General features: G+C 38.7%; 19 protein-coding genes and 1 pseudogene. 13 read left to right on the forward strand and 7 right to left on the reverse strand.

What is annotated here, in order from left to right:
• Nucleotides 1–99: 99 nt before the first annotated feature.
• Nucleotides 100–1,545, reverse strand: a complete 1,446-nt coding sequence (locus tag QME58_03945) for a tryptophanase (protein ID MDI6802985.1) — start codon at nt 1,543–1,545, stop codon at nt 100–102.
• A 205-nt stretch (nt 1,546–1,750) separates the two neighbouring features.
• On the opposite strand from QME58_03945, the gene QME58_03950 reads away from it, so the two are divergent.
• The 13 genes and pseudogenes from QME58_03950 to QME58_04010 all read left to right on the forward strand — a co-directional run bounded on the left by QME58_03950 (nt 1,751) and on the right by QME58_04010 (nt 16,126).
• Entirely contained in the window at nt 1,751–3,127 is a 1,377-nt protein-coding gene (locus QME58_03950; protein MDI6802986.1) for an MFS transporter, read from the forward strand.
• 55 nt (nt 3,128–3,182) lie between these two features.
• Entirely contained in the window at nt 3,183–4,142 is a 960-nt protein-coding gene (locus QME58_03955; GenBank protein ID MDI6802987.1) for an aminopeptidase, read from the forward strand.
• Nucleotides 4,143–4,243: 101 nt separating this feature from the next.
• A complete protein-coding gene (locus QME58_03960; GenBank protein MDI6802988.1) occupies nt 4,244–5,575 on the forward strand; it encodes an efflux RND transporter periplasmic adaptor subunit in 1,332 nt (443 codons plus the stop codon).
• 17 nt (nt 5,576–5,592) lie between these two features.
• Complete coding sequence (locus tag QME58_03965; GenBank protein ID MDI6802989.1) at nt 5,593–6,810, forward strand: ABC transporter permease; 1,218 nt, start codon at nt 5,593–5,595, stop codon at nt 6,808–6,810.
• 144 nt (nt 6,811–6,954) lie between these two features.
• Nucleotides 6,955–7,836, forward strand: a complete 882-nt coding sequence (locus QME58_03970) for a hypothetical protein (protein ID MDI6802990.1) — start codon at nt 6,955–6,957, stop codon at nt 7,834–7,836.
• Between the two features lie 36 nt (nt 7,837–7,872).
• Nucleotides 7,873–9,852 (forward strand): ATP-binding protein, encoded by a 1,980-nt coding sequence (locus QME58_03975; protein ID MDI6802991.1) that lies wholly within the window; start codon nt 7,873–7,875, stop codon nt 9,850–9,852.
• A gap of 2 nt (nt 9,853–9,854) precedes the next feature.
• Nucleotides 9,855–11,222 (forward strand): sigma-54 dependent transcriptional regulator, encoded by a 1,368-nt coding sequence (locus tag QME58_03980; GenBank protein MDI6802992.1) that lies wholly within the window; start codon nt 9,855–9,857, stop codon nt 11,220–11,222.
• A gap of 215 nt (nt 11,223–11,437) precedes the next feature.
• Nucleotides 11,438–11,839, forward strand: a complete 402-nt coding sequence (locus QME58_03985; GenBank protein ID MDI6802993.1) for a hypothetical protein — start codon at nt 11,438–11,440, stop codon at nt 11,837–11,839.
• A 78-nt stretch (nt 11,840–11,917) separates the two neighbouring features.
• Nucleotides 11,918–12,754, forward strand: coding sequence for a DUF4405 domain-containing protein (locus QME58_03990; protein MDI6802994.1), 837 nt, complete (start codon nt 11,918–11,920; stop codon nt 12,752–12,754).
• Between the two features lie 17 nt (nt 12,755–12,771).
• A complete protein-coding gene (locus QME58_03995) occupies nt 12,772–13,209 on the forward strand; it encodes a hypothetical protein (protein MDI6802995.1) in 438 nt (145 codons plus the stop codon).
• Between the two features lie 60 nt (nt 13,210–13,269).
• Entirely contained in the window at nt 13,270–13,575 is a 306-nt protein-coding gene (locus QME58_04000; protein ID MDI6802996.1) for a hypothetical protein, read from the forward strand.
• Nucleotides 13,576–13,583: 8 nt separating this feature from the next.
• Complete coding sequence (locus tag QME58_04005; GenBank protein MDI6802997.1) at nt 13,584–14,732, forward strand: surface lipoprotein assembly modifier; 1,149 nt, start codon at nt 13,584–13,586, stop codon at nt 14,730–14,732.
• Between the two features lie 650 nt (nt 14,733–15,382).
• Nucleotides 15,383–16,126, forward strand: a pseudogene (locus QME58_04010) (polysaccharide deacetylase family protein).
• Nucleotides 16,127–16,753: 627 nt separating this feature from the next.
• Here QME58_04010 and purH read toward each other — a convergent pair.
• The 6 genes from purH to QME58_04040 form a co-directional block, all read right to left on the reverse strand.
• Complete coding sequence (purH, locus tag QME58_04015) at nt 16,754–17,866, reverse strand: bifunctional phosphoribosylaminoimidazolecarboxamide formyltransferase/IMP cyclohydrolase (protein MDI6802998.1); 1,113 nt, start codon at nt 17,864–17,866, stop codon at nt 16,754–16,756.
• On the reverse strand, nt 17,867–18,493 hold the full coding sequence (gene purN, locus QME58_04020) for a phosphoribosylglycinamide formyltransferase (protein ID MDI6802999.1): 627 nt from the start codon (nt 18,491–18,493) through the stop codon (nt 17,867–17,869). It lies immediately after the preceding gene.
• Nucleotides 18,494–18,732: 239 nt separating this feature from the next.
• Entirely contained in the window at nt 18,733–19,719 is a 987-nt protein-coding gene (locus QME58_04025; GenBank protein MDI6803000.1) for a hypothetical protein, read from the reverse strand.
• 94 nt (nt 19,720–19,813) lie between these two features.
• Nucleotides 19,814–20,359: a hypothetical protein gene (locus QME58_04030; protein MDI6803001.1), complete on the reverse strand. Its 546-nt coding sequence runs from the start codon at nt 20,357–20,359 to the stop codon at nt 19,814–19,816.
• Nucleotides 20,360–20,398: 39 nt separating this feature from the next.
• A complete protein-coding gene (locus QME58_04035; GenBank protein MDI6803002.1) occupies nt 20,399–22,261 on the reverse strand; it encodes a kelch repeat-containing protein in 1,863 nt (620 codons plus the stop codon).
• A 60-nt stretch (nt 22,262–22,321) separates the two neighbouring features.
• Complete coding sequence (locus QME58_04040; protein MDI6803003.1) at nt 22,322–24,631, reverse strand: T9SS type A sorting domain-containing protein; 2,310 nt, start codon at nt 24,629–24,631, stop codon at nt 22,322–22,324.
• Nucleotides 24,632–24,697 lie beyond the last annotated feature (66 nt).

The following is a 24,697-nucleotide window of genomic DNA, read 5'->3' on the forward strand; positions in this document are numbered from 1 at the left end:
CCTCACAATAGGATCACCAATCACTGAATCAACAAACCGCTGAAGCGGTTAGTATATTTATTTATTTTATAATTCACCGACTAAAGTCGGCGGCAATCATTAATATCCCTCCCCAAAATCTTTTTTGAACGCATCGGCTAATATTCTTCCCCAATTTTCCAAAGCTGCTAATTTACCGAAGAAGAATCTAAGCACGGGCGGCTCTTCTACAAACTTTAATCCCTTAACCAAATCTCTATGCTTGTATAACCAAACCAAGCGGTCAACTGCGTAATCTATCTGGGACATTGTGTAAACACGGCGCGGCACTGCGAGCCGGGCAAGCTCAATATCGGCATAAACTTCGTTACCGTCTTTGTCTCTTTCCATCGAGACTGTGCCTCGCTCCATACTGCGAATACCGGAAGCGATATACACCGCCGCGGATAAAGCTCCTGCCGGGTACTGCGATTGAGGTATGTGAGGCAGAAAGCGCATCGCATCGAGATGGCATGCCAATCCGCCTGCCGGTGTAACAACGGGCAGCTTGCTTTCTACAAGTTTCTCAACAAAATATTTTACAAACTCAGCCGCGCTGCCTGCAACGTTAAGCTCGGTCATCTCACGCAAACCAACTGCCATAGCTTCAATTTCTTTTGTGGACATACCGCCGTAAGTCAGAAAACCTTCGTACACGGGAAGCCAGTTTTTTATATCCTCAAAATATTTTTTGTTGTTGGTTGCAATGAAACCGCCGCGGACGCAGGTACTTTTGCGACCTGAGAGATAAAATATATCTGCGTAACTCATCAGCTCCCAGATAATTTCCTGGATGGATTTATTCTCATATCCTTTCTCGCGCTTTTTAATAAAGTAAGCATTCTCAGAAAGTAAACTCCCGTCGAACACAAGCGGAATTTTATTTTCGGAAGCTATCTTTTTCACCTCTCTCAAATTTTCCATAGAGAATGGTTGCCCGCCTATAAGATTTGTTGTCGCTTCCATTCTGATGAAAGGAACCTTATCAGCTCCATATTTCTTGATGACATCTTTGAACTTTTGGATATCCAGGTCGCCTTTGAACTGGACGGAGCTTTCGGTTTTCAGAGCCTCGTCGGTGAAAATTTCAAGAACTGTTCCGCCGGCTAACTCGAAGTGAACTTTGGTTGTGGTGAAGTGGTAGTTCATTGGGACGACGTCGCCGGGTTTTACAAATACTTTGGCTAATAAATGTTCGGCGGCTCTGCCTTGGTGGACGGGCAGGAGGTATTCAAACCTCAGGACATCATTTACGGCGGCGAGAAGTTTGTAGTAGCTCTCGCAGCCAGCGTAGGCATCGTCGGATACCATCATAGCGGCGAGCTGGTTATCGCTCATAGCGTTAGTGCCGCTATCGGTGAGCATGTCTAAAAAAATATCGCGAGTGCGTAGTGAGAATGTATTGTAGCCGCCTTCTTCAATGGCTTTTAGCCGCTGGTCGACAGGAATAAGGTTTGTTTTTTGCACAATCCTGACTTTGTGCATCTCAACGGGAATTTCTCTCCCGTTCGAAAGTTTTACTAACATAATATCCTCCAGATTAAGTTATTGAAAGTTTTGTGAATTTATAAAAGGGACATGACGCTAAATTGATAGTATATTATAATCATCTTATCAAACAATTTCAATAAATTAATTATTCAATCTATCCTCGAATCTATACTTTGCATATTCCTCTTATTTTTACTATTTTAAGCAAGTTTAAATCAATAAAAATTAAGATTATCTTTATATGGAAAACATTCTGCAACCAAATGTACAGAATTTAAAACCCGAACCGTCGGCGTTTTACCGGTGGGTAGTTTTAGTATTTATCAGTTTCGCGATGTTTGGTAACTACTATATCTACGATAGTATCAGTCCGCTTGCCGATTTACTTGCTACGCAATTAAATTTTACCAACTCGGATATCGGATTACTGCAAGCAATCTACAGTTTTCCAAACATCATAATGGTTCTGATTGGTGGATTAATTATTGATAGAATAGGAACCAGAAAATCTGTTTTTATTTTTACATCTCTCATCATGATTGGTGCATTAGTAACTGCGGTTCGTGGCGATTTGTACTTAATGGCAGCGGGTAGATTAATATTTGGTTTAGGCGCCGAGTCGATGATAGTTGCCATCACTACTATTATCGCGAGGTGGTTTAAAGGAAAGGAGCTGTCGTTCGCATTCGGTTTGAATTTGACCGTGGCAAGATTCGGTTCCTTTATGGCGCTGAATTCTCCGAGCTGGGGAAAAAGTTTGTATAACTACTGGCAGTCGCCTTTGTGGATAACTGTAGCTGCCGGAGTATTTGCGATCTTCTGTATTCTCATTTATTATTTCATGGATGCGTATGCGTCTAAAAATTACAAATTAGCAAAGGAAGGGAATCAGGATAAAATTGTATTTAAAGAGATATTTAAGTTTGGTACATCGTTCTGGTTTATAACGGCTTTATGCGTAACATTCTATTCGGCGATGTTCCCGTTTCAGACTTTCGCGATAAAGTTTTTTCAGGAAGCACACGGAACAACTCGTGAAGTGGGTGGCAATCTCTCGAGTCTGCTGACATTAGCTGCAATGTTTTTTACACCGCTCTTCGGTTTGTTGGCTGATAAAATAGGTAAGCGTTCTTTATTGATGATGTTTGGCTCGCTTCTCATAATTCCGGTTTATTTAATTATGGCATACAAAGTTGACCTCGCTTCTTATATAGGTTTAAGCGGTGGTTTACCGGTTGACCTCGCCTTCTTCGGAATTGAACAAACCATCATTCCATATTATTTAATTGTTCCGATGTCGATGATGGGGATTGCATTCTCACTCATACCTGCTGTAATGTGGCCCTCCGTTGCTTTAGTCGTTGATGAATCCAGATTAGGTACAGCTTATGGTTTGATGACGATGATACAGAATATCGGTTTGTTCGGATTTAATTTATTAATTGGATATGCGAATGATATTTCAGGTGCAAGCGCTGCTAATCCCGCTGGCTATAATGCCGGAATGTGGATATTTTCAGCATTAGGATTTTTTGGACTTTTGTTTGCAACTTTGTTACGACGCTGTGAGATGGGTCCTAATGGACACGGTTTGGAGTTGGCGAAAGGGAAAAAATAAAAAGAAAAAATATGAAAACACTTAAACTAAATACAAACAAAACCGTCAAACAACTATGAAAAACGAATTAGATAACGCTTCTGAAATCGCTATACGCGATTGTATGGGATTGCAAAACGGCGAAACTGTCCTTGTTGTAACCGATGAGCCACTCCGCAAAATCGGCTACTCGCTCTGGCAAGCAGCTAAAAACTTAGGCTCCTCTGAATCAGTCATCATCGAGATGCAGCCGCGCAAAACTAACGGTGAAGAACCACCAAAGCAAATCGCTGAATTAATGAAGCAATTCGTTATTGTTTTATGCCCGACTTCAAAATCGTTAACTCACACAGACTCACGGCGGCTTGCTACTGCGCTCGGTGTTCGTATCGCAACATTGCCTGGTGTAACTGAAGAAATTATGATTCGCTGTATGAACGCCGACTATCATAAAATTGCTGAACGAACTTTTAAACTCTGTGAGTTGATGGAGAAGACGAAAGTAATTCATGTAACATCGCCGGGCGGAACTGATATCACGATGCCGATTGAAGGGCGCTCGTCACACGCAAGTTCAGGACTGTTTCGTGAAAAAGGACAGTGGGGGAATTTACCGACCGGTGAAGCTTACCTCGCACCCGTAGAAGGTAAATCGAACGGTGTTGTTGTAGTTGACGGCTCGATGGCTGGCGTTGGAATGATCAAAACTCATATAAAAATTGTTGTTAAAGATGGATATGCAGCTGATATTACCGGCGGTGAAGAAGCCGAAAAATTAGTAAAACTTTTGGAACCGCACGGGCTTGATGGGCGCAATGTTGCAGAGTTTGGTATTGGCACAAACGATAAAGCAATTTTGACCGGCTTGATTTTGGAAGACGAAAAAGTGATGGGCACAATTCACATTGCTTTCGGCGACAACAAGTCGATGGGCGGTAGCGTCCGCGTTGCAAGTCATCTCGATGGTTTAGTGAAAAACCCGGATGTGTGGTTCGACGAGAAATTAATTATGAAAGATGGCAAATTTATAGCGTAGCGCGTTGAGCAAAGAGCCCTTCGACTACGCTCAGGGTAAACTTTAAGCAAAGAGCGAAGAGTATTTGTTTTAAACTAAAAACTAAAATCCTTTATTCTACAATGAAGAAAAAACTAATATACATATCAACCGCATTAATAGTAATTATTGTTGCTTTATACTTTTTTGTTTTCCGGGGTTCTTCTGAAGAAATCAAATACAGAACCGAAAAAATTAGCAAGGGCGATGTTGTCGTACAAGTCCGTGCTACAGGAACTGTAAATCCTGTTCAAACTGTTCAAGTCGGATCACAAGTCAGTGGCACTCTTGCCAAAATTTATGTCGATTTCAACAGTATTGTTAAAGCCGGTCAAATTATTGCACAGATCGATCCGACCTTCTTGGCTGCATCAGTGAAAGAATCCGAGGCAAACCTTGAGCGTGTGCAAGCGCAGGTAAATGAGGCAAAGCGCAACCTTAATCGCTTTATAGAGCTGTTCAGTAAAGCGCTTGTTTCCCAAGCCGAGATGGATGCTGCTCAAACAAATTACGAGACATCGCTTGCCCAGCTGAAGCAAGCCGAGGCATCTCTTGACAGGGCGCGGGTTAACTTGCGATATGCAACTATCAAAGCTCCAATAGACGGAGTCGTTATTTCGCGAGACATTGATGTCGGACAGACCGTAGCGGCAAGTTTGCAAGCGCCGAAATTGTTTGTAATTGCTAACGACTTGAAAAAAATGCAAGTGGAAGCAAACGTTGACGAAGCTGACATCGGAAATATTCAAATAGAACAGGATGTTACATTTACTGTCGATGCACATTCGGGTAAAGAGTTTAAAGGGACTGTAACACAAATCCGGTTAGCACCGCAAACTGTTCAAAATGTAGTTACATATACTGTCATCATCGAAGTTCCGAATCCTGATTTGAAGCTGATGCCGGGTATGACTGCAACAGTTTCCATTTTAATCGATGAGAAGAATGATGTTTTAAGAGTTCCGGCGATTGCTCTCCGGTTTCAACCCCCTGCCGAAGTAGTAGAAAAAATTGAAAAAGAAGTAGCTGAAAAATTTAATGGGAATAAATCGTCCGACAGTGCAAGTCATAGCAACGGTGAACCACGTATGCGCTCTTTCGGTGGCGGTGGTGGCTCTATGCCCGGCTCAGGAATGTCCGGTGAGTTCCCTCGCGGCGAACGGCGGCGAGGCGGGATGCGACAAATACAAAGAGTTTGGTTAATTGATAGCACGGGTAACTTAAAGTCTGCACCCGTTAGAACGGGTCTTTCGGATAACCGATATGTTGAAGTTAAAGGTGGCTTCCTTAAGGAGGGAGATGAAATTGTAATCGGAATGGAAATGCCCAGCGCCAGTGGACCACAAGCTCAACAAACGAATCCATTTGCGCCGCGTACTCAAACAGGACCCGGCACGCGTAGAATGGGTTTTTAAAGTCAGGATAATTTATGATGAGATGGTTTGAAATATTAACGATTGCTTTCGATGCATTGATAAGGAATAAAATGCGTTCGTTGTTAACGATGCTTGGAATAATAATTGGTGTCGGTGCAGTTATTGCTATGATTGCGATTGGGCAGGGAGCGTCATTTTCCGTGGAGTCACAAATTGCATCCTTAGGTCAAAATGTTTTAATGATTTATCCCGGTGCAACTGCTCGTGGCGGAGTAAGCGGCGGGGCAGGAAGTGTTAGCACATTAACAGTAGCCGATGCCGAAGCCATTGTCGAACAGTGTCCCTCTGTTGCATATATGAGTCCGATTCTAAGAGCGGGCTCGCAAGTGGTCGCCGGAAATTTGAATTGGAGTACAAGTGTGCAAGGAGGAACTGCAGATTTTTTTGCGATTCGTGATTGGAAACTCGACAACGGTGAATTGTTTTCTGATGCCGACGTAAAAGCAAGTGCAAAAGTATGCGTCATTGGAAAAACCGTCGCCGACAATTTGTTTCAAGGAGCCGATCCAGTTGGTCAGATGATTCGTATCAGAAATATACCATTCAAAATTGTGGGCACGATGAAATCAAAAGGGCAGAGTGTTTCTGGGCAGGATCAGGATGATATTATTGTGGCACCTTATACAACGGTTCAAAAACGAATTTTAGGAATTAATTTTATCTGGGGTATTATGGTATCGGCAATCAGTAAGGATAAAATTTTCCAGGCACAACAAGAAATTACAGAAGTGCTTCGTGTCCGGCACCGGCTGCAGCTTTGGGACGACAACGATTTTACAGTCCGCAATCAAACTGATATTGCTGAAACGGCGACCGCAACATCCAAAATAATGACGATACTCTTGGGAAGTATAGCATCAGTTTCGTTGTTAGTAGGTGGAATTGGAATAATGAACATTATGTTAGTTTCTGTTACAGAGCGCACTCGCGAAATCGGAATACGGATGTCTATAGGTGCAAGACGGCGCGATATACTTTCACAATTTTTAATGGAAGCTATTGTATTAAGTCTTCTCGGTGGTTTTATCGGGATTATATTCGGTGTTACTGGTTCGAATTTAATATCAAAATTTGCCGATTGGCCCACGTTTGTTTCTGAGGGTTCGATTGTACTTGCAGTATTTTTTTCGATGGCAGTTGGTGTGTTCTTCGGATTCTATCCTGCGCGCAAAGCTGCAAGTATGAATCCGATTGATGCGTTGAGATACGAGTAAGATGACCTCGTTTAAAATGAAAACGATATATTACTGCGTAAAATGTAGGGTAAACTCACAAATAGGTAACGCGGAATTCCAAATCTGTAATCCAATTTCAATCCAATCGGTGTTTAGCCCGAAGCAAAAAACAAAAAGATTATTATGACGAAATTGTGGACTGAAGAAGAAATTAAAATATTGAGAGCGTCTTACTCAAAGCGCGGTTCAGTATATGTGGGTAAAAAAATTAATCGTTCTCCGGATTCTGTCATCGCAAAAGCTATTCAATTAGGAATTCGTTCAAAACGAGTTAAAAAATGGGAGACGTGGGAAGATAATTATTTACTGAGGCACTATAACGACCGCTCTAATGCGGCGATTGCCAGGACATTAAAAAGAACTATCCCATCTGTCCTAATTCGTGCAAAAAAATTGCGACTGACTGAAAAAAGAGCCGCAAATTGGGCGGATGAAGAAATAAATCTGCTGAAGAGTTGTTATCACGACCGCAAGATTTCTTTGCACGAACTTTCTCAAAAAATAGGCCGCACACGATATAGTATTTTGCTAAAAGCACAAACTTTGGGTTTAAGCAGGCCATTACACGACCACGATTGGACAAAAGAAGAACGCCAGTACGTTAAAAAACATTATCATAAAAAAACTTATAGAGAAATTGCTGATAAGCTTGGAGTTAGTATCAATGCAGTTTCTCATTACGTAAATCGGATGGGTATTCTGAAAAGACAGCCAGGTAGAAAATGGACTGAGGAGGATAAAGAATTTTTAAGAAAGAACTACAAAATAATTCCAACAAAAGAAATCGCTTTGAAACTGAATAGGAGTTACGATTATGTCGTGAACTATGCGGGATTACTCGGTTTAAGTTCAGGTCCAAATAAACCCTGGACAGCTGAAGAAAAGGAGTTCCTGAAAGATAATTATAAAAAAATACCGATTGAGGATATAGCAAAAAATTTGGACAGGACAGTTAAAGCGATTTCCTCTTATATTTCAAAGTATAACTTCACGAAAATAAAATAATAGCATTTTATAACTTTTCGATGTGGATTTTTAACGATGCTTAAAACTATCAAACTTAAATCTACGAAACTAATCCAACCGGGATATATAATTGCCGTTGTAGTTGTGATAGCTGCCTCAATGATTATTTCTGCGATTTGGGAATTGACGCAAAGTCGAAAAGAACTTTACCATTTAATGACTGAAGAAGCAACGCTGCTGATTGAAACAATGACGTTGAGCAGTGCCAACACCGTTTTATCGAATGCCGAAATGGAAGATTTAATCGCAGATAGATTATTAAGCGTGGCATATATGGTCTCAGAATTAGATAGTATAACTGCTATAAGCAATAAATACTTAAAAAGGATTGCCGATGAGAATCAGGTTGATAGGATAAATATTTTTGACGTAAAGGGGAATAAGATCGCAAGCAGTTACACTCATGATACCACACACGAAAGTTTAAAAGCCAAACATTCGCCTTCCGATTTTATTCAACCGATACTCAAGGGTGAAGTTACCGAACTGATTATCGGATTGAAAGAAGCGCGATACGAGAACGGGAAAAGATTTGCAGTTGCGGTTCGCCGTAAATCAAATGAACGCGGTGCTGTTGTCGTAAATATCGATGCAGCTTATCTGTTGAGTTTTCGTGAAAAAATCGGTTTCGGAAGAATGCTTCAGGACATAGGCAACAATGCAGGTATCGAATACATAGTTTTACAAGACAGCGATGGAATACTTGCGGCGAGTAAATCAGTTTCCGAAATAAATTCGATTGAGGGTGATGAATTTTTGGAAAATGCACTTCAAAGAAAATCAGTCCATACCCGCGTATCTTCCTTTAATGATATGGACGAAATACACGCACTTGAGGACAGGATGTCGCGTCGTACTGTAATTATATCTCTCGTATTGTTTGTGCTTGCTTCACTCGTAATCGGAGTAATTATCGTCAACCAAAATCTTAAATTCGTTTCTCGGGAATACGAAAAAATCCAAACCTACACCGGCAGCGTCATTCAAAATATGGCTGATGCACTGATCACTACTGATGCCGAAGGATTTATAACAATCTTCAATAAACAAGCGGAGAATCTTTGTGCGACAGATTCACACCATGTTATTGGGAAACATATATCAAAAATTTTTAACAATCAGTTGGTTGTTTTGGCTGAAAGTTTAAATACCCGCAACTCGTTAAAAAATATTGAGTTAACTGTCGTATGTCCCAATAAAGGCAGTCGAATTCTTGCTATCAATACTTCGTTTGTTTACAACGAGGGCGATGTCTTAAGTTCGTTTACCGCCGCTTTGAAGGATGTTACTGAGACACGTGCAATGGAGCGGCATATACAACAGCGCGAAAAATTGGTTGCAATGGGTGAGCTTGCATCGGGGGTCGCGCACGAAATTCGCAACCCGTTGAATTCAGTAAATATGATTGCTCAGAGATATGAGAAAGAATTCGTTCCACAAGCAAACCATGATGAATACTACGGACTTACAAAAATACTTCGTTCCGAAGTTCAACGCGTAAACAACATAGTTCAACAATTCCTTCGCTTTGCCCGTCCTCCTAAATTAAACATCGCAAGCATTCCATCTTTGGAGTTTTTAACTGATTTAAAAAATATATTCGAAGTCCAAATTTCCTCGAAAAATATTGAGCTTGAAATATCTTCGACGGAAAACTGCATACTCAACATCGACCGTGAACAGATGAAACAAGTATTTTTAAATCTCTTACAGAACAGTATCGGTTCGATGCCGCAAGGGGGCAAAATATCTTTAAAACTTTTCTGCAATGAAGATAAAAGAATATTTGAGTTCCAAGATACGGGAATAGGAATACCTGAGAAAAATTTAAGCAAAATATTCAACCTCTATTTTACTACACGGGCAGAAGGAACAGGATTGGGATTAAGTATCGTTCAACAAATAGTATCTCAGCACGATGGTCTTATTAATGTTAAAAGCGCGCAAGGTACAGGAACAAAGTTTATAATCGAATTACCTCTGAAAGTGAGTTAAAAATGTTTAAGCTAACAATTTTAATAGTAGATGATGAAGCGAATCAGCGGAAAATACTCGCCGGACATTTAAAGAAGAAAGATTACAATGTAATAGAAGCCAGTTCTGCTGAACAAGGAATTGAATTAGCGAATAAAAATATGGTTGATTTAATTCTAACAGATTTTAAGATGCCCGGTAAAACAGGATTAGACCTGCTTAAAGAAGTTCGAGCAAATAACCCTGAAGCGGCAATTGTAATAATGACGGCATTCGGGACAATCGAAAATGCCGTCGACGCGATGCGTGCGGGTGCATACGATTACATTACAAAACCTATCGATTTCGATGAACTCGAATTGCTCATTCAACGGCTTGGTGAAAGGCAGAAGCTTATTTCGGAAAATATTTTACTTAGGGAACAGCTTGCTGAAAAATATAAGTTTACAGACATCATTGCGCATTCAACCAAGATGGAAGAAGTATTAAATCTTACAGGAAGGGTGGCAAAGAGTCGAGCATCGGTGCTCATAAGGGGTGAAAGTGGAACTGGAAAAGAGTTGATTGCCCGAGCTATTCATTTTGCAAGTCAACGCTACGCTAAACCCTTTGTAGCGGTCAATTGTTCTGCATTAAACGAGAACTTGCTTGAAAGCGAATTATTCGGGCACGAGAAGGGCGCCTATACCAGCGCCGATAAACAGAGGAGAGGACGGTTTGAATTAGCCGACGGTGGAACTATATTTTTAGATGAAATCGGCGATATACCTCTTTCAACTCAAGTTAAACTGCTTCGCGTCTTACAGGAACAAAATTTCGAACGAGTCGGTGGCTCGCAAACAATTAGCGTAGATGTCCGTGTAATTGCAGCAACTAACAGAAACCTCGAAGAGTTAATGAAAGAGGGGAAGTTTCGTGAAGATTTATTTTATCGGCTCAATGTCGTTACCATCGAAATTCCTCCGCTGCATCAAAGAAAAGAAGATATTCTTCCGCTTGTAGAATATTTTACCGGGAAGTATTCAAAAGAAGTGAACAAGAAACAGGTAGAATTTTCGAAGGAAGCAATCGATATACTTATAAAATATCATTATTCGGGAAACGTGCGTGAGCTGGAAAATATAATCCATCGCGCAGTAGTACTTGTTCGGGAAAATCTCATCACAACCAATGAACTGCCTATCAACTTAAGAAATTTACCAAGTGAACAGCCAATCTCCAAATCTACTCAATTACAAAATTTAGGTGAGCGGGTTGAAGAGTTAGAGAAAGAATTAATTTTTGAGGCGCTCCAAAAAACAGATGGCAACCAATCTAAAGCCGCTTTGTTGTTAGGAATTTCAGAGAGGAACTTGCGATACAAATTAGAAAAGTTGGGCTTGAAGAAATAATACTATCACTTTAAGTATTCGGCACAATTGCCGAATGCACTCGACCGTTCTGACGAGTAGTACAGCGCCTTCCTCAAACTTATTTTTAAAATCCTTTAAAACATTAAATATTTGCAAGTTTTATTTGTTTTAGTCTTTGGCACGGTATTAGAACATATACTAATCGTAGCTAAAAAATTAAATAATAAACAAACAACAAATAAAGGATTAAAAAAATGAAAAACTTAAAATTCACAGCAGCAATAGTCGCATTGTTCGCACTATTCATTTTCGCAGCATCTTCAGATGCTAATTCACAAACAACAGGTAAAGGCAACGGCGTAAAAGGATTTGTCGATCTCAACGGCGACGGAATCAACGACCACGCACTCGATGCCGACGGTGATGGAATTCCAAACGGAAAAGATCCTGACTTCGTAAAACCACAAGATGGAACCGGCCGAAAAATGATGAACGGTAAAACTGCAAAATCAGGTAAAGGCGGTTTCGGTCCTGGCGACGGAACCGGAAAAAGTGGTGTAGGTCCAAAAGATGGCTCAGGTTATGGACCAGGCACAGGTACTGGTAACTGCGATGGAACAGGCGCAAAAGGTAACTTAGGTCGTAGAGGTAAATAATTTAACCCATAACTCCTGAAGGCGGTGGGCGAATGCTTGCCGCCTTTTATTCATTTATAATCAACACGTTAAAAAAATATGACTACATCAAATAGAAAAAAATTTAGCTTTCGCGCATTTATCAGTTTATACGTTGTTATATCTTTCATAGTAATTAGCATATCAGGAATAATTCTTTTTATTACACCACCCGGAAGGATTGCCAACTGGAGTAACTGGACTTTACTTTTTCTTACTAAACACGAATGGAAAGGAGTGCATACAATATTTACATTTCTTTTTGTAACGGCTGCAGCATTCCATATATATTTCAACTGGAAACCAATCATCGCTTATCTGTCTTCAAAATTTACTTCGCGCATTAAAATTCGTAAAGAATTATTAGCATCCTTTATTCTCAGCATATTTATACTCGTAGCAACGATCGGCAATGTTCCACCATTCAGCACAGTAATGGATTTTGGCGATGACATTTCAAATTCGTGGGGGAAAAATCTTTCCGAACCTCCCATTCCGCACGCAGAATTATTAACATTGAAGGAATATTCCGAGAAAACAAATATCCCGTATGAAGAAATAATCTCGAATTTAAAAAATGCAAACATAAAGGTGAATGACAGCGAAACAACTTTGGAAACAATTGCATCACAGAACAATTTAACACCTGCTCAATTATCGAAAAAAATGTTGGCAGAGAAGAAGCCTAAGGTTGCGATCGGCGAAGGTGGCGGATATGGCCGGAAGACAGTACAAGACGTATGTGAACAGTTAGATATCCCATTGGAGATTGGTATTGAGAGATTACAAAAGAACGGAATCACCGCCGATAGTAACAGCAAGCTAAAGGATTTAGCGAACGAAAAAAATATTGCTCCTATTCAAATAGTTAAACTAATTTCAGAAACAATAAATTAACAACAAGAGGTGAAAAAATGAAAACAAAAATAATTATGGTAGCATTGGTAATTTCACTTTTGCTGCCCAGTTTAGTATATGTACAAACCGAAGGCAGAGCCACACAAGCTTCTGAGAAAAGGGATGTTGATGATGTTAAAACATTAAAAGGCACAATCACAGAAGTAAAACATCCGTATGCTACATTCAAATCGGAAGACGGTAAAGAGTATCGCGTACACATGGGACCGCAGTGGTACTGGGAACGCGAAAAATATCAACTGAAGCATAATGTAAAAGCCCAGATAAAAGGCGAAGTAAAACAAGTTGAAGGCAAGTTCGAATTTTATCCGTGGGAAATTGTGCAGGATGGAAAGGCGATGAATTTCGCCGATGAAACAGGAAAACCTAAATGGTCTTCCGAACGCGGTAAAGGTATGCGTGGTAAAAGTAAGTCCGCAAGCGGACGGCGTTAAAATAACTCCTCGGGCGGTACAAACATGTGCCGCCTAATTTTATTATATTTAAACAAAACTATGAAAATATTTCTAACAATATTAACCATAACAATATTTTTACATATCCCGATTTATTCTCAAACAGGTAGCGACTCAATTGCAAACCGGAATACACAAAAGGAAAATCGGCGCTCGCAGTTCGTTGATGAAAATGCTAACGGCATAGACGATAGGACAGAAGCAAAAGTTCAGAAGGGGCGTCGGCAGGAAAAGTTCATCGACCGCGATGGCGACGGAGTTTGCGACAACCGTTCAAGCGGAATTGGCTTGCGGCTGCGTCATCAAGGAGATCAAACAACACCCGGTAAACGACATCGTAGATAGGAAAAAATATGAAATCAACAATTTATATCTCCATGGGAGTAGTGTTCCTAATTTTACTTTTTATTCAACCTGTTTCTGCACAATTTCTACTAAGCACAAGTATCCACACATCATACGATGATAATATCAGTAATAATTATCTTAACATAGACGATAAAGTTGCACAGTTTTCTTTATCGTCGGCTTACGATTTCACGAGCGAATCATCAAACACACAATTGTTTTACATGGGTTCGTTTAATTATTTTCAAAAAGCAATCGACCGCACATTTTATGCACATTCAGCGGGACTTGTATATACAAAACTTTTTGGTGAAGATTTAGAATCGGCTTTAAATATGGGTGGCACTTATAACACGCGATCGAACCGCTCATCTTATTCACTTATTAATTATAATCAATACACCGCTTATATTAATGCGAAGCATTATTTAGGTGAAAGGGTTGTGGGCAAGTTAGGTTATCGCTTAAAATATTTGGGATACGATGAATTACAAGAATTAAGTAATTTAGAGAACTACGGTTTTGCACAAGTTACCACATTTTTACCGAGTAAAACGACTTTAATATTTGAGACAGGTTTAGGTATAAAGAGTTACACGAATGCACCACCCGAAACATTATCGACGATAGGCAGTGGCAGGCCGCGGCAAACTCTTAATGAAACATCGCCAAGTGTAATGCAGTTTATCGGAACTGCCCGAGTCGCTCAATCAATTTTAGAGAATACAGGATTGAGTTTTGCGATGCAATATCAAAAAAATCTTCAGGAAGAAACTCGCTATTTGTCTTCGGGGTATATGATTTCAGACGACGAGATTTTTGATGATAACTATGGATACGAGGGAACTTCGTTCGAACTTACTCTCACACAAATCCTCCCTTGGTCGATGATGTCCTCTCTTTCTGCTTCGTATGGGAATAAGAATTATGTGAATCGTCCCGCATACGATTTAAACGATAACATAATTTCAAACCAACGAGTCGATAAACTATTTGTAACATCATTCATGCTCGAAAAAACCTTTTCGACTACAGGATTTATCAACAGCTTCAGCATCAGCTTGTTGTACGATTACATCGACAACAATTCCAATGATCTATTTTACAAGCATAAAAATAATGTTGGGGCTATTAATTTTGAACTGGGGTTTTAATTTAGATGATTAAGCATATCAAAATTGTTTTTATCATCCTGTTATTTTTATTAAAATCGAGTTACGCATTTGCGGAGATTGAAAATACTAAAAAAGTTCTTATCCTTGTAGAAGGGACTTCGCTGATTAATAATATCGCAATGGGAGATGGGCGACAACTCGCAACGCTTCTTGGGCACTTTGATACAAAAACTGATATCAAAGGTATAGTTGATTATTCCGAGAGTGAAATAAATAATTATGATTTCACATTCTACATCGGTTTCCACAAAGATAATAATGTACCATCAAAATTCTTAAACGATGTAATTAAATCATCTAAAGCGATTATTTGGCTTAATACAGGATTTAAAGAATTTTCAAAAAATTATGATCTACATAAAATATTTGGTTTTGATGTTTCTCATTTAGATACAGCAACTCAATACGATTTAGTGAAATCCGGGAAAAAAGTATTTACTAAGGGCGAGCCAAATGCAAACATTATTAATGTCAGCGATAATCGAATGGTCAGCGTTCTCGCACACGCAATTTCCTCAAAGTATGGAATCGAAATTCCATACATAGTCAAATCTAATAATTTTTATTATATTGCCGATTCTCCGTTCGCGTCGGCGAGCGAGTCCGACCGTTATCTCCTTTTTGCTGATATGCTTCACGATATTTTAAATGAACAACACGAAGCATCACACTCTGCGATATTAAGAATAGAAGACATAGGTCCGCTCGACAATCCAAATCAATTAAGAGATATTGCAGATTTTTTAGGCGACCGAGGTATTCCGTTTTTGTTCAGTATTTATCCCTTTTATGTAAATCCAGCCGAAGGTATTCGGGTCAGTTTATCAGATAAGCCAGAATTAGTTGATGCGTTAAAATATATGGTCCGAAACGGCGGGACTTTGGTTATGCACGGAGTAACCCACCAATACAAAGGAATGTCGGCAGCAGATTTTGAGTTCTGGGATGAAAGCACTAATGCACCGATTAAGGATGAATCGGCGGAAGCATTCTCAAAAAAGATAGAGATGGGGATTAACGAGTTTATGAAAAATGGATTGTATCCGCTTATTTGGGAAACTCCACATTATACCGCCTCGCTTTTATTTTACAAAACAGTTTCAAATTATTTCAGTACGGGTATCGAACAGCGACTTTCTATCGAAAATTTCGACTACAGTCAGTTCTTCCCATACATTATAAAAAAAGATTTATTTGGACAAACAATTTATCCCGAAAATCTTGGATACGTACCACTTGACGAAACAAACAAGCAAGTAAGCCGGGATGCTGTTCAAAATATTATTAAGGGAGCTAAAACAAATCTATATGTTCGTGATGGTTTTGCTTCTTGTTTCTTCCATCCATTTCTTGATCTGGATTTGTTAGAAGAATTAGTTGATGGTATTCAAGGTTTGGGATACACATACATTGATTTAAAAGATGGAACAAACTGGGTAAAAACAAAGGATAAATTAATAATAAGTGGAAATCAATCGCACACACTTAATCTTGAGGATCAATATTTAGTAGAAGCGTACTTCAATTCATCGGGTGAAATAATTAAAAGGAAACAATCAGAAAAGAGACTGAACGGGACTGTTATAGTAGGCGACAATTTAAAACCTGGGCAATTCTACAAAGCAGAGGTGCTGGAATTTCGGGAAAGACAAGTAAGTTTTTATGAGAACACCTATTACAAATTAGAAAATTTTTACAATAAGATTATTCCCTCATCAGACAATATAGATGAAGCACGACCGGTAGTATTGTGGAATCATTATGCTAAAGGGGCTGCCTACAATGATCAGGCATCTTTCGTCTCGGTTTTTCAGAGTGTAAATATAAATGTTGATACTATATATGTCGGACAAAAAATTGATTTAAAGAATTATAACCTTTTACTCGTTCCTTTCAGTTTTGTTGATTCATTAAAACCCTCCGACTTTGATATTGTAGTAAAATTTGTCGAGGATGGAGGGAATATAATCACCGATTCTAAAAACTATTTAGTTGAAGAGTTAGGAATTAAATTTAGCGAAAACAGACTTAGCGTTAGAAAAGTCCGAGACCGTTATTTTCCCGAAGAACAGATGAGCTGGAGATATACCGAGTTCGTGAATAAATTCGAATGCGATGATAACCTCTGTAAAAATTTTATCAATGAGCTGAGCAGCTTCTAAATCGAGTGGTCGGTTTACGGCTACAATCCCGCCAAATGCCGATTTCGTATCTGTAGCAAATGCTTTTTCATACGCTTCTGCTAAAGTTTTTCCAGAGCTAACGCCGCAGGGATTTGTATGTTTTATAATGACCACCGTTGGTTCATCGAATTCTTCAACCAACTCAATCGCCGCCTGAATATCCACAAGATTGTTGTATGAAAGCTCCTTGCCTTGAAGTTTTTCAAAGAATTTATAGAAATCACCATATACTGCTGCCTTTTGATGTGGGTTTTCACCGTATCGCAACTCATCCGTCTTTGGATACGAGATCGCGAATGTTTCTGGAAAAGAGGAAGGGGCGATATTCTCCTCCACCTTAGCAAGGTATCCCGAGATCGCTGTATCGTATTCTGCTGTGTGTTGAAATACCTTTTTTGCTAAAGCGAAACGGGTTTCTTCTGAGATTGCACCGTTGTTCTTTTCAAACTCAGAGGCGATACTTCCATAGCTCGATGGGCTGCTTACGACAACTTTATATTTATAATTCTTTGCTGCCGCTCTGAGCATTGATGGACCACCAATGTCAATTTGCTCGATTGCTTCATCAAGCAATACACTTTCTTTTTTAATTGTCTGCTCGAAGGGATAAAGATTAATAACCACCATATCAATCGGTGTGATATCCAACTCTTTCAATTGCTGCTGATGCTGTGGATTATCAACTACCGCCAGAAGTCCGGCATGAATTTTTGGGTGAAGTGTTTTAACTCTTCCGTCCAATATTTCTGGAAATCCAGTAATGTCGGAAATAGACTTTGCATTTATGCCGGCGTCTTGAAGCGTTTTCAGTGTTCCGCCTGTTGAAATAATCTCAACACCAAATCGCATGAGTTGTTTAGCAAACTCAACAATTCCGGTTTTATCTGAAACGCTTATTAATACTTTTTTAATAATGATTGGATTTTTCATTTAATTTGAAATATCAACCTTTCCTTCCGAAAACAAACGGATTGCTTCGGGATAAATTTCATGTTCAATTTGTAACACTCGCGCAGCTAATGTTTCCGGTGTATCATTCTCTTCTACTGGTACAGTTTTCTGTAAAACAACCGATCCGTGATCGTATTCTTCATCAACTATATGAACTGTTGCGCCCGAATATTTATCTTTGTTTGCTATTACTGCTTCGTGTACGTGCATTCCATACATCCCGCTCCCACCATACTTTGGTAAAAGTGCGGGATGAATATTTATCATTCTATTTTGGAATGCTCGAACAATGCGTGCATCAATTTTTTTCATATAACCTGCAAGAGCGATAAAGTTGACATTGTATTCGCTCAACTTAGCGAGAAGCACATCATTAAAATCCTCATCTGAGGTGAACTGTTTTCGGCTAATATGCAAAGTTGGAATATTATTCTCACGGGCAGTTGCTAATGCGCCTGCATCAGAATTATTACTGACCACCAAAACAATCTGAGCATTTTGAATTTTTCCCGCTTTAATTGCATCAAGAATTGCTCGGAAGTTTGACCCCTTCCCTGAGGCGAATACAGCAATATTCAGATACGTGTTTAACATTAAATTTTTCATTCAAATTTACACATTATTTGAAGAATAATCAATTCGAAGGTATATTAGAAATGCTCAATATAAAGAGGATGATGTTACAAGTAAGCTATAAATAAAAATCCACGCAGGGGATCTCAACAATTTTCCAAGAAAATTGAAGGAAACATATTAGGGAAAAAAGATTAATATTTTCGCTTAGTACTGATAACTATAATTATATGCTCCTCAAAGGGGCAGGTCAATGTCACGATATGTGTTTTTCATCTATCCTCAAAATCATACAAGGCGGAGCCTGCAGAACTCATATTAGAGGGAGCTATCCAAGATGAAATTATATCTCCTACGATTATCAAACAAAGCCCACTTAGAGCAGCAAGAGGATTAGGTATCATTAACGCTACTAAACCTGAGCCAATTACTATCAAACCCGCATCCCATCTTTTTTCAAATTTCTTTAGTTTTATTCCACAGTTAGAAAAATAATTCTTTGCACGCGGATCATGTAAATCGTTGGAAAAACTCTCTATCTGTACACCTGCTTCTCCAACATTATCAACAGCAATAATTTTAAAAACAAGACCAGCTAATGCCAAACCCCCTGCGGCATAAATTTGTCCACTCACATCCTCAATATCTTTATCATTATTCAATTCATTTAACGAACTTTGTAACAAAATACTTGAAGCTAATCCTAATCCACTACTTATATAACTCAACGTTCGATAACTTTTTAGATTGTTACCTGCGTCTACAAGTTTATACCCATACTCTGATGGAAGATTTTTTCCGATTATATATAGTCGCTCCCCTGCTCTTCCGGTATTGTAGATTGATACTAAAGACGAAACTGTTGACCCTATGCTTAGTGCATAACCTAATGGCGTTACTTTTATTTCGGTTTTTTCAGTTGAATAATAACCCGATCGTTCCGTTCGGGTTTCTGTTTTAATGCCTAAATATGATAAATATCCTAAAATGTTGGAAGAATACTGCCAATAGGCGCTGCTTTGCAGATTTGTTCCAACATCCCTAATACCAGATAAAGAATTCAATGAGAACGGACTGGTATAATCTTGATAAAATGAACGTGAAAATTTTTCGCTCAGACTCAAGTTATTTGAATAATCAATCTTTTTAGTATTTCGAAATGTACTTAGATTGTTCATGGAATTATTGATACTCTTCATCTCTACTGTTTGAGCCATCAATAACAGTGGAAAAAAGAGGAGAAATAGGATAGCTCGCATATTTATTACTCCTTGTTGTTTGTTTGATTGTTTAATAATTATTTATCTCATCAAAATTAAATTCTTCGCGGATGAATAATGCCAGCCATTGATATTACCTATAAAAAAATCCTACAAAACCAGCACTCATTGAAAATGTTGTAACACCACTATTTTCTATACCCATATAGGTAATACTTAACTGAATAGGAATAGCAACATTTATATTTAAGGTTTCAAGTATTCCAATGTATAAACTTATCAGTGAACCTGATTTATTATTTTTATTTACTTGGAGATTTAAATAATTTACATCGGCTCCAAAATATGGATATACTCTATTTTTCTCATCACCGAAAGCTAACATAAATCTAGGACCTATTGCCCTCTGGACAACCGAGCTTCCCTGAACAGATAATAATGTATAATTTAAATTTAATCCAAGTCCAATTCCAGAAGAAAAAAAATGCACAATATTAGGTACTAACACAATGGTAGTTGCAGAATTATTAGATTTATTAATACTTAGAGATGTGCTAACTGTACCACCAATTAGTAAACTTTTATCACATGTTGGATATTTGCTATCCACTACTTGACCATCTACATTTATTCTAAACAGAACAAGTAGTATAACGATTCTTAAAGTAACGGAATTCATTTTATCCCTTTCTAAATAATGGATATGCTTTTTTGATTTTTATCTCATCAAAATCAATTTCTTCACAGATGAAAAAGTTCCAGCAGTTAACTTATAATAATATACACCGCTAGGTAAATTAGCTGCATCGAATGATACAGATTTGTATCCTGCATCCTGCATCTCATCTACCAACGATGCTACTTCCTGTCCGAGCGTGTTATATACTTTCAAGCTCACGAACTCTCGTGTGGGAAGTGTATAATTTATTACTGTGTTTGGATTGAAGGGATTCGGGTAATTCTGTTTAAGTTCAAAGTTTGTTGGAATAGCATTAACTTGTTCAACAAGTTGTCCGGGTGCCGAAGGTGGTAGTTCTCCATCGTCAACAATTTTAATACGACTTGCGGAGTAAATAGGCGTAGTAGTTGACAGTATTAGCTTTCCGTCCTGATTTACTTTTACCCAGTATCCTTTTCCAGGTTTAATAGTGTCTGAGATTATATAACTTCCTTCGTAACCATATAATATGCTTGTTACTATTCCTGGTGGATCGCTCGTAATTAGATACACTGGCATTGGTTCACTCAGCGAACCAATTATATTCCATCCTGTTGTAACGTTGATTGTGTCAGTAGTAAGATATTTCCCGGCAATGGTAACACTTTCGGCGGCGGGAAATTTTAGCCAGTAGCCTATTCCATTTATCATTGTGTCTTTTACCACGTAATTCCCCTCGTAAGCGAAAGCAGAGCTTATTGCGTTTATAAAGAGAGTTGATTTGAGTCCATTAGAAACAATAACTGGAATCGATACTATATTCCATTTGTCACTCACATTGACGTTGCGAATCGTGTCAATTACTTCATTCAAGAATAATTCCCATGTTTCTTTATAAGTTACATAATTTGATAATCCACCACCAAACATAACTACGCGTTTCCTCTTGGGATCCCAAATTGAACTAACCCAATTTCTTTGGCTTGGGATACTTCCGGAAATCGATAGGGGTAGCCATTTATCTTCATTTGTAGAGAATACTGCTGCTTGACCGTGATCATAGAGACCATTACTAGCCACCAATATCATCCATCTACGTTGAGAATCAAAATTACTTCCATACGTTGCTACGGTATTTTCAAAATCACCGATTGAGGTCCATTGATAGGTATTCAAATCAAGAGCTAACGTTTCCTTAAATCCAGTAACACCATTACCTCCACCAAAAATTATCATCCGATCGTTGTAATTATCAAAAATAGCTTTTATATCTGTTCGTGGTGAGGGAGTATTCATGGTACTAAGCTGTTCCCATTGTAAAGTTGATAAATTTAATGCCCATGTGTCATTGTAAGGATGACCTCCAGCTGGTCCATAATAACCTCCGAATATAATAAGCCTGTCTCTGAAATAATCATATATACCACAATGAACCCACCGCTTTGGGGGCGGATCCCCAGAAGTAGATAATTGTGCCCAAGTATTCGTTTGCAAGTCAAGCGCCCAAGTATCATTAAATACTGTCCCCCACCAGTTATTTCCTCCAAAAATGATCATTCTTTTTCTTATACTATCGAAGACTGCAATATGACCTGCGCGAGTTGGCGGTGGGCCACCTGTTGTAGACAACTGTGTCCATGTATTAGAAGCTAAATCAAAAGACCAACTATCGTTTAATGAATTGAACGGTACATGGGACCATCCACCAAATATTATCATTTTGTCGGTTGGGGGAAAATAGATTGCAGTGGGAAAAACTCGCGGGTAAGGCAAAGTACCAGAAATTTGTAATTGATTCCATATCCCCCTAACGCTATCTTCTATAACAATATTGTTCACAATTTCGTGTAAACGGTTTTGTTGAGATAAGGCAATTTGTGTGAGGACTATAATCATGATAATTTTGAAAAAATTGTATTTCATAACATCTCCATAATATTATTATTATTTGGTTTAATCGACAATATAAGACAAAATTATGTGTCACTTTACGAAAATTATTTTTTTTATTGATATATATGTTCCTGCGGTTAGCCGATAAAAATAAAGTCCGCTTGATAAACCAGTGTATGACAACATATTGAACTTTACTGACTTATATCCTGCATCTTGAATTTCATTTACCAACACAGCAACTTCCTGACCGAGAGTATTATAAACTATCAGACTTACAAATTCACGTGTTGGTATTGAATAACTAATCACCGTACTCGGATTGAATGGGTTAGGAAAATTCTGGTTTAATTTAAACTCTGTTGGAGATACACAGATATCTTCCTTCAATTGGTCAGGTGCAGAGGGCGGTAGTTCCCCATCGTCAACAATTTTAATACGACTTGCGGAGTAAATAGGTGAGGTAGTTGACAGTATTAGCTTTCCACCCTGATTTACTTTTACCCAGTACCCTTTTCCAGGTTTAATCGAATCGGCAACAATGTATCCATTTTTGTATCCGTAAAATGGCGAAGCAATGATAGGAGAAGGAGATGTAATTGAATTTACATTAACAGGAGATGAGATCGAACCTATCATATTCCATCCTATTGTAACCTCGATAGTATCAACATCAATTCGTCCTCCATATAATTCAATAGATGTGTCTTTTGGGAATTTTAACCAGTAACCAACTCCATTTTTAAGCGTATCCGCGACAATATATCCTGCATTATATTTAAAAGCATTCGACGTTGCAGAAGGAAATACATTTTCCTTTTTATAATTATCTAATGTAACCGGTACAGAAATTAAGTTCCAACCACTTGCAATCGAAACTGAACACGTTACAGTTGATGAACCTGTAGTGAAATTCCAGGCACTCGACCAATCACTTACTCCATAATTATTCTTTGACCTTACCCGCCAATAGTATTTTTTTGAAGTATCGAGTGAACTAATTATATAAGACGATCCAGTTGTTGAATCGCTTTTAAGTACGGAAGAACCAAATGAGATACTTGTATCAACTTGCAGCAAGTATTTACTTGCACCACTTGCTGGATGCCAGCGGAGTGTAATTGTTGTTGGTTGATTGGTTGCTCCACTGTCGGGAGACATAAGTAATGGGGTTGGTGGCGGACCAATGATAGTAGTAAAATTCCAAACAATTGACCAATCGCTCGAACCAAACTCATTTTTTGCTCTAACACGCCAATAGTATTTTGTGCCAACAGAAAATGTACTCACTAACTTTGAAGTATCTGTTAATAGCGAATCATTTATTATTGTTGTATTAAATAATTGACTCGTATCAATTTGTATGTGATAAGTACTCACACCGCACGATACGTTCCATTTGAAAGTAAGAGAAGTGGGTTGCTCAACGGCATTATTATTGGGTGATAATAACAATGGGACCAAGGGCGGATTTGAAACAGTTGTAAATTTCCAAATATTCGACCACTCTCCTCTACCAAAATCATTCTTTGCTCTTACGCGCCAGTAATAAGATTTAAGTGGCTCAAGAGGTCCAACAACATGTGTGGTTTGAGTTAATGTTGAGTCACTAAAAATAGGATTTGGAAATGTATTTGCAGTATCCACCTGTAAATAGTATAAAGTTGCACCCGCAGAAGCAGACCATTTTAGTAGTGGATTGAGCGGAGCGCAAATGCTATTATTGGGTGGTGATACGGGATTGGGGGTCGGTGGTATCATACCAGTAATTAAAATATCGTCAATATACCAAGAACCGCCTGTATAGAGAAAAGCTATTTGTACAGTTGAGTCAGCGTAGGGTGTTAAATCGGCATAAGGTCTTGACCATACTCCACCTCCGCTTTGTGTGTATGAAAGGAGGTTTTGCCAAGTTCCTGTTTTAGTTCGAATCTGTACATATGCAGTACCCCCACCGAAACTATAACAATGCCAGAATCTTAAATTTGGATTTGTACTGGCACTTGATACATTAAAAAATGGACTGATGAATCTTGAGTTTGTAGTTCCCGGACATGCTGTCCATAAACGATTTGGTCCGGATGGACCACCTGAACATTCACCTGTGGCCATACCAACTCGCCATGTTCCACTCTCAGCATACCAATCGCCCATACCTGATTCCCAATTCTCAAATGTGTTAAACACAACGGGACCGGTTATAAGTGCAATATCATCTATGTACCAACCAGCCAATTCATTACAGTTAGTGGAAGTGAAAAGAAAACCAATTTTTACAACGGAGTCAGCATAGGATGTCAGATCGATGGATGTGTATGTCCAACAACCACTGTAACGGTAATATTGAGGTGAGATGGTTTGCCAATTACCTGTTCCAACTTTAATCTGAACGGAACCAATATCCGCACCATTGCACCAGTAGTTCTCATCGGTATTGAACCAGTGCCAAAATCGAAGACGTGGATT

Source organism: Bacteroidota bacterium (assembly GCA_030017895.1).
Lineage (GTDB): Bacteria > Bacteroidota > Ignavibacteria > UBA10030 > BY39 > JASEGV01.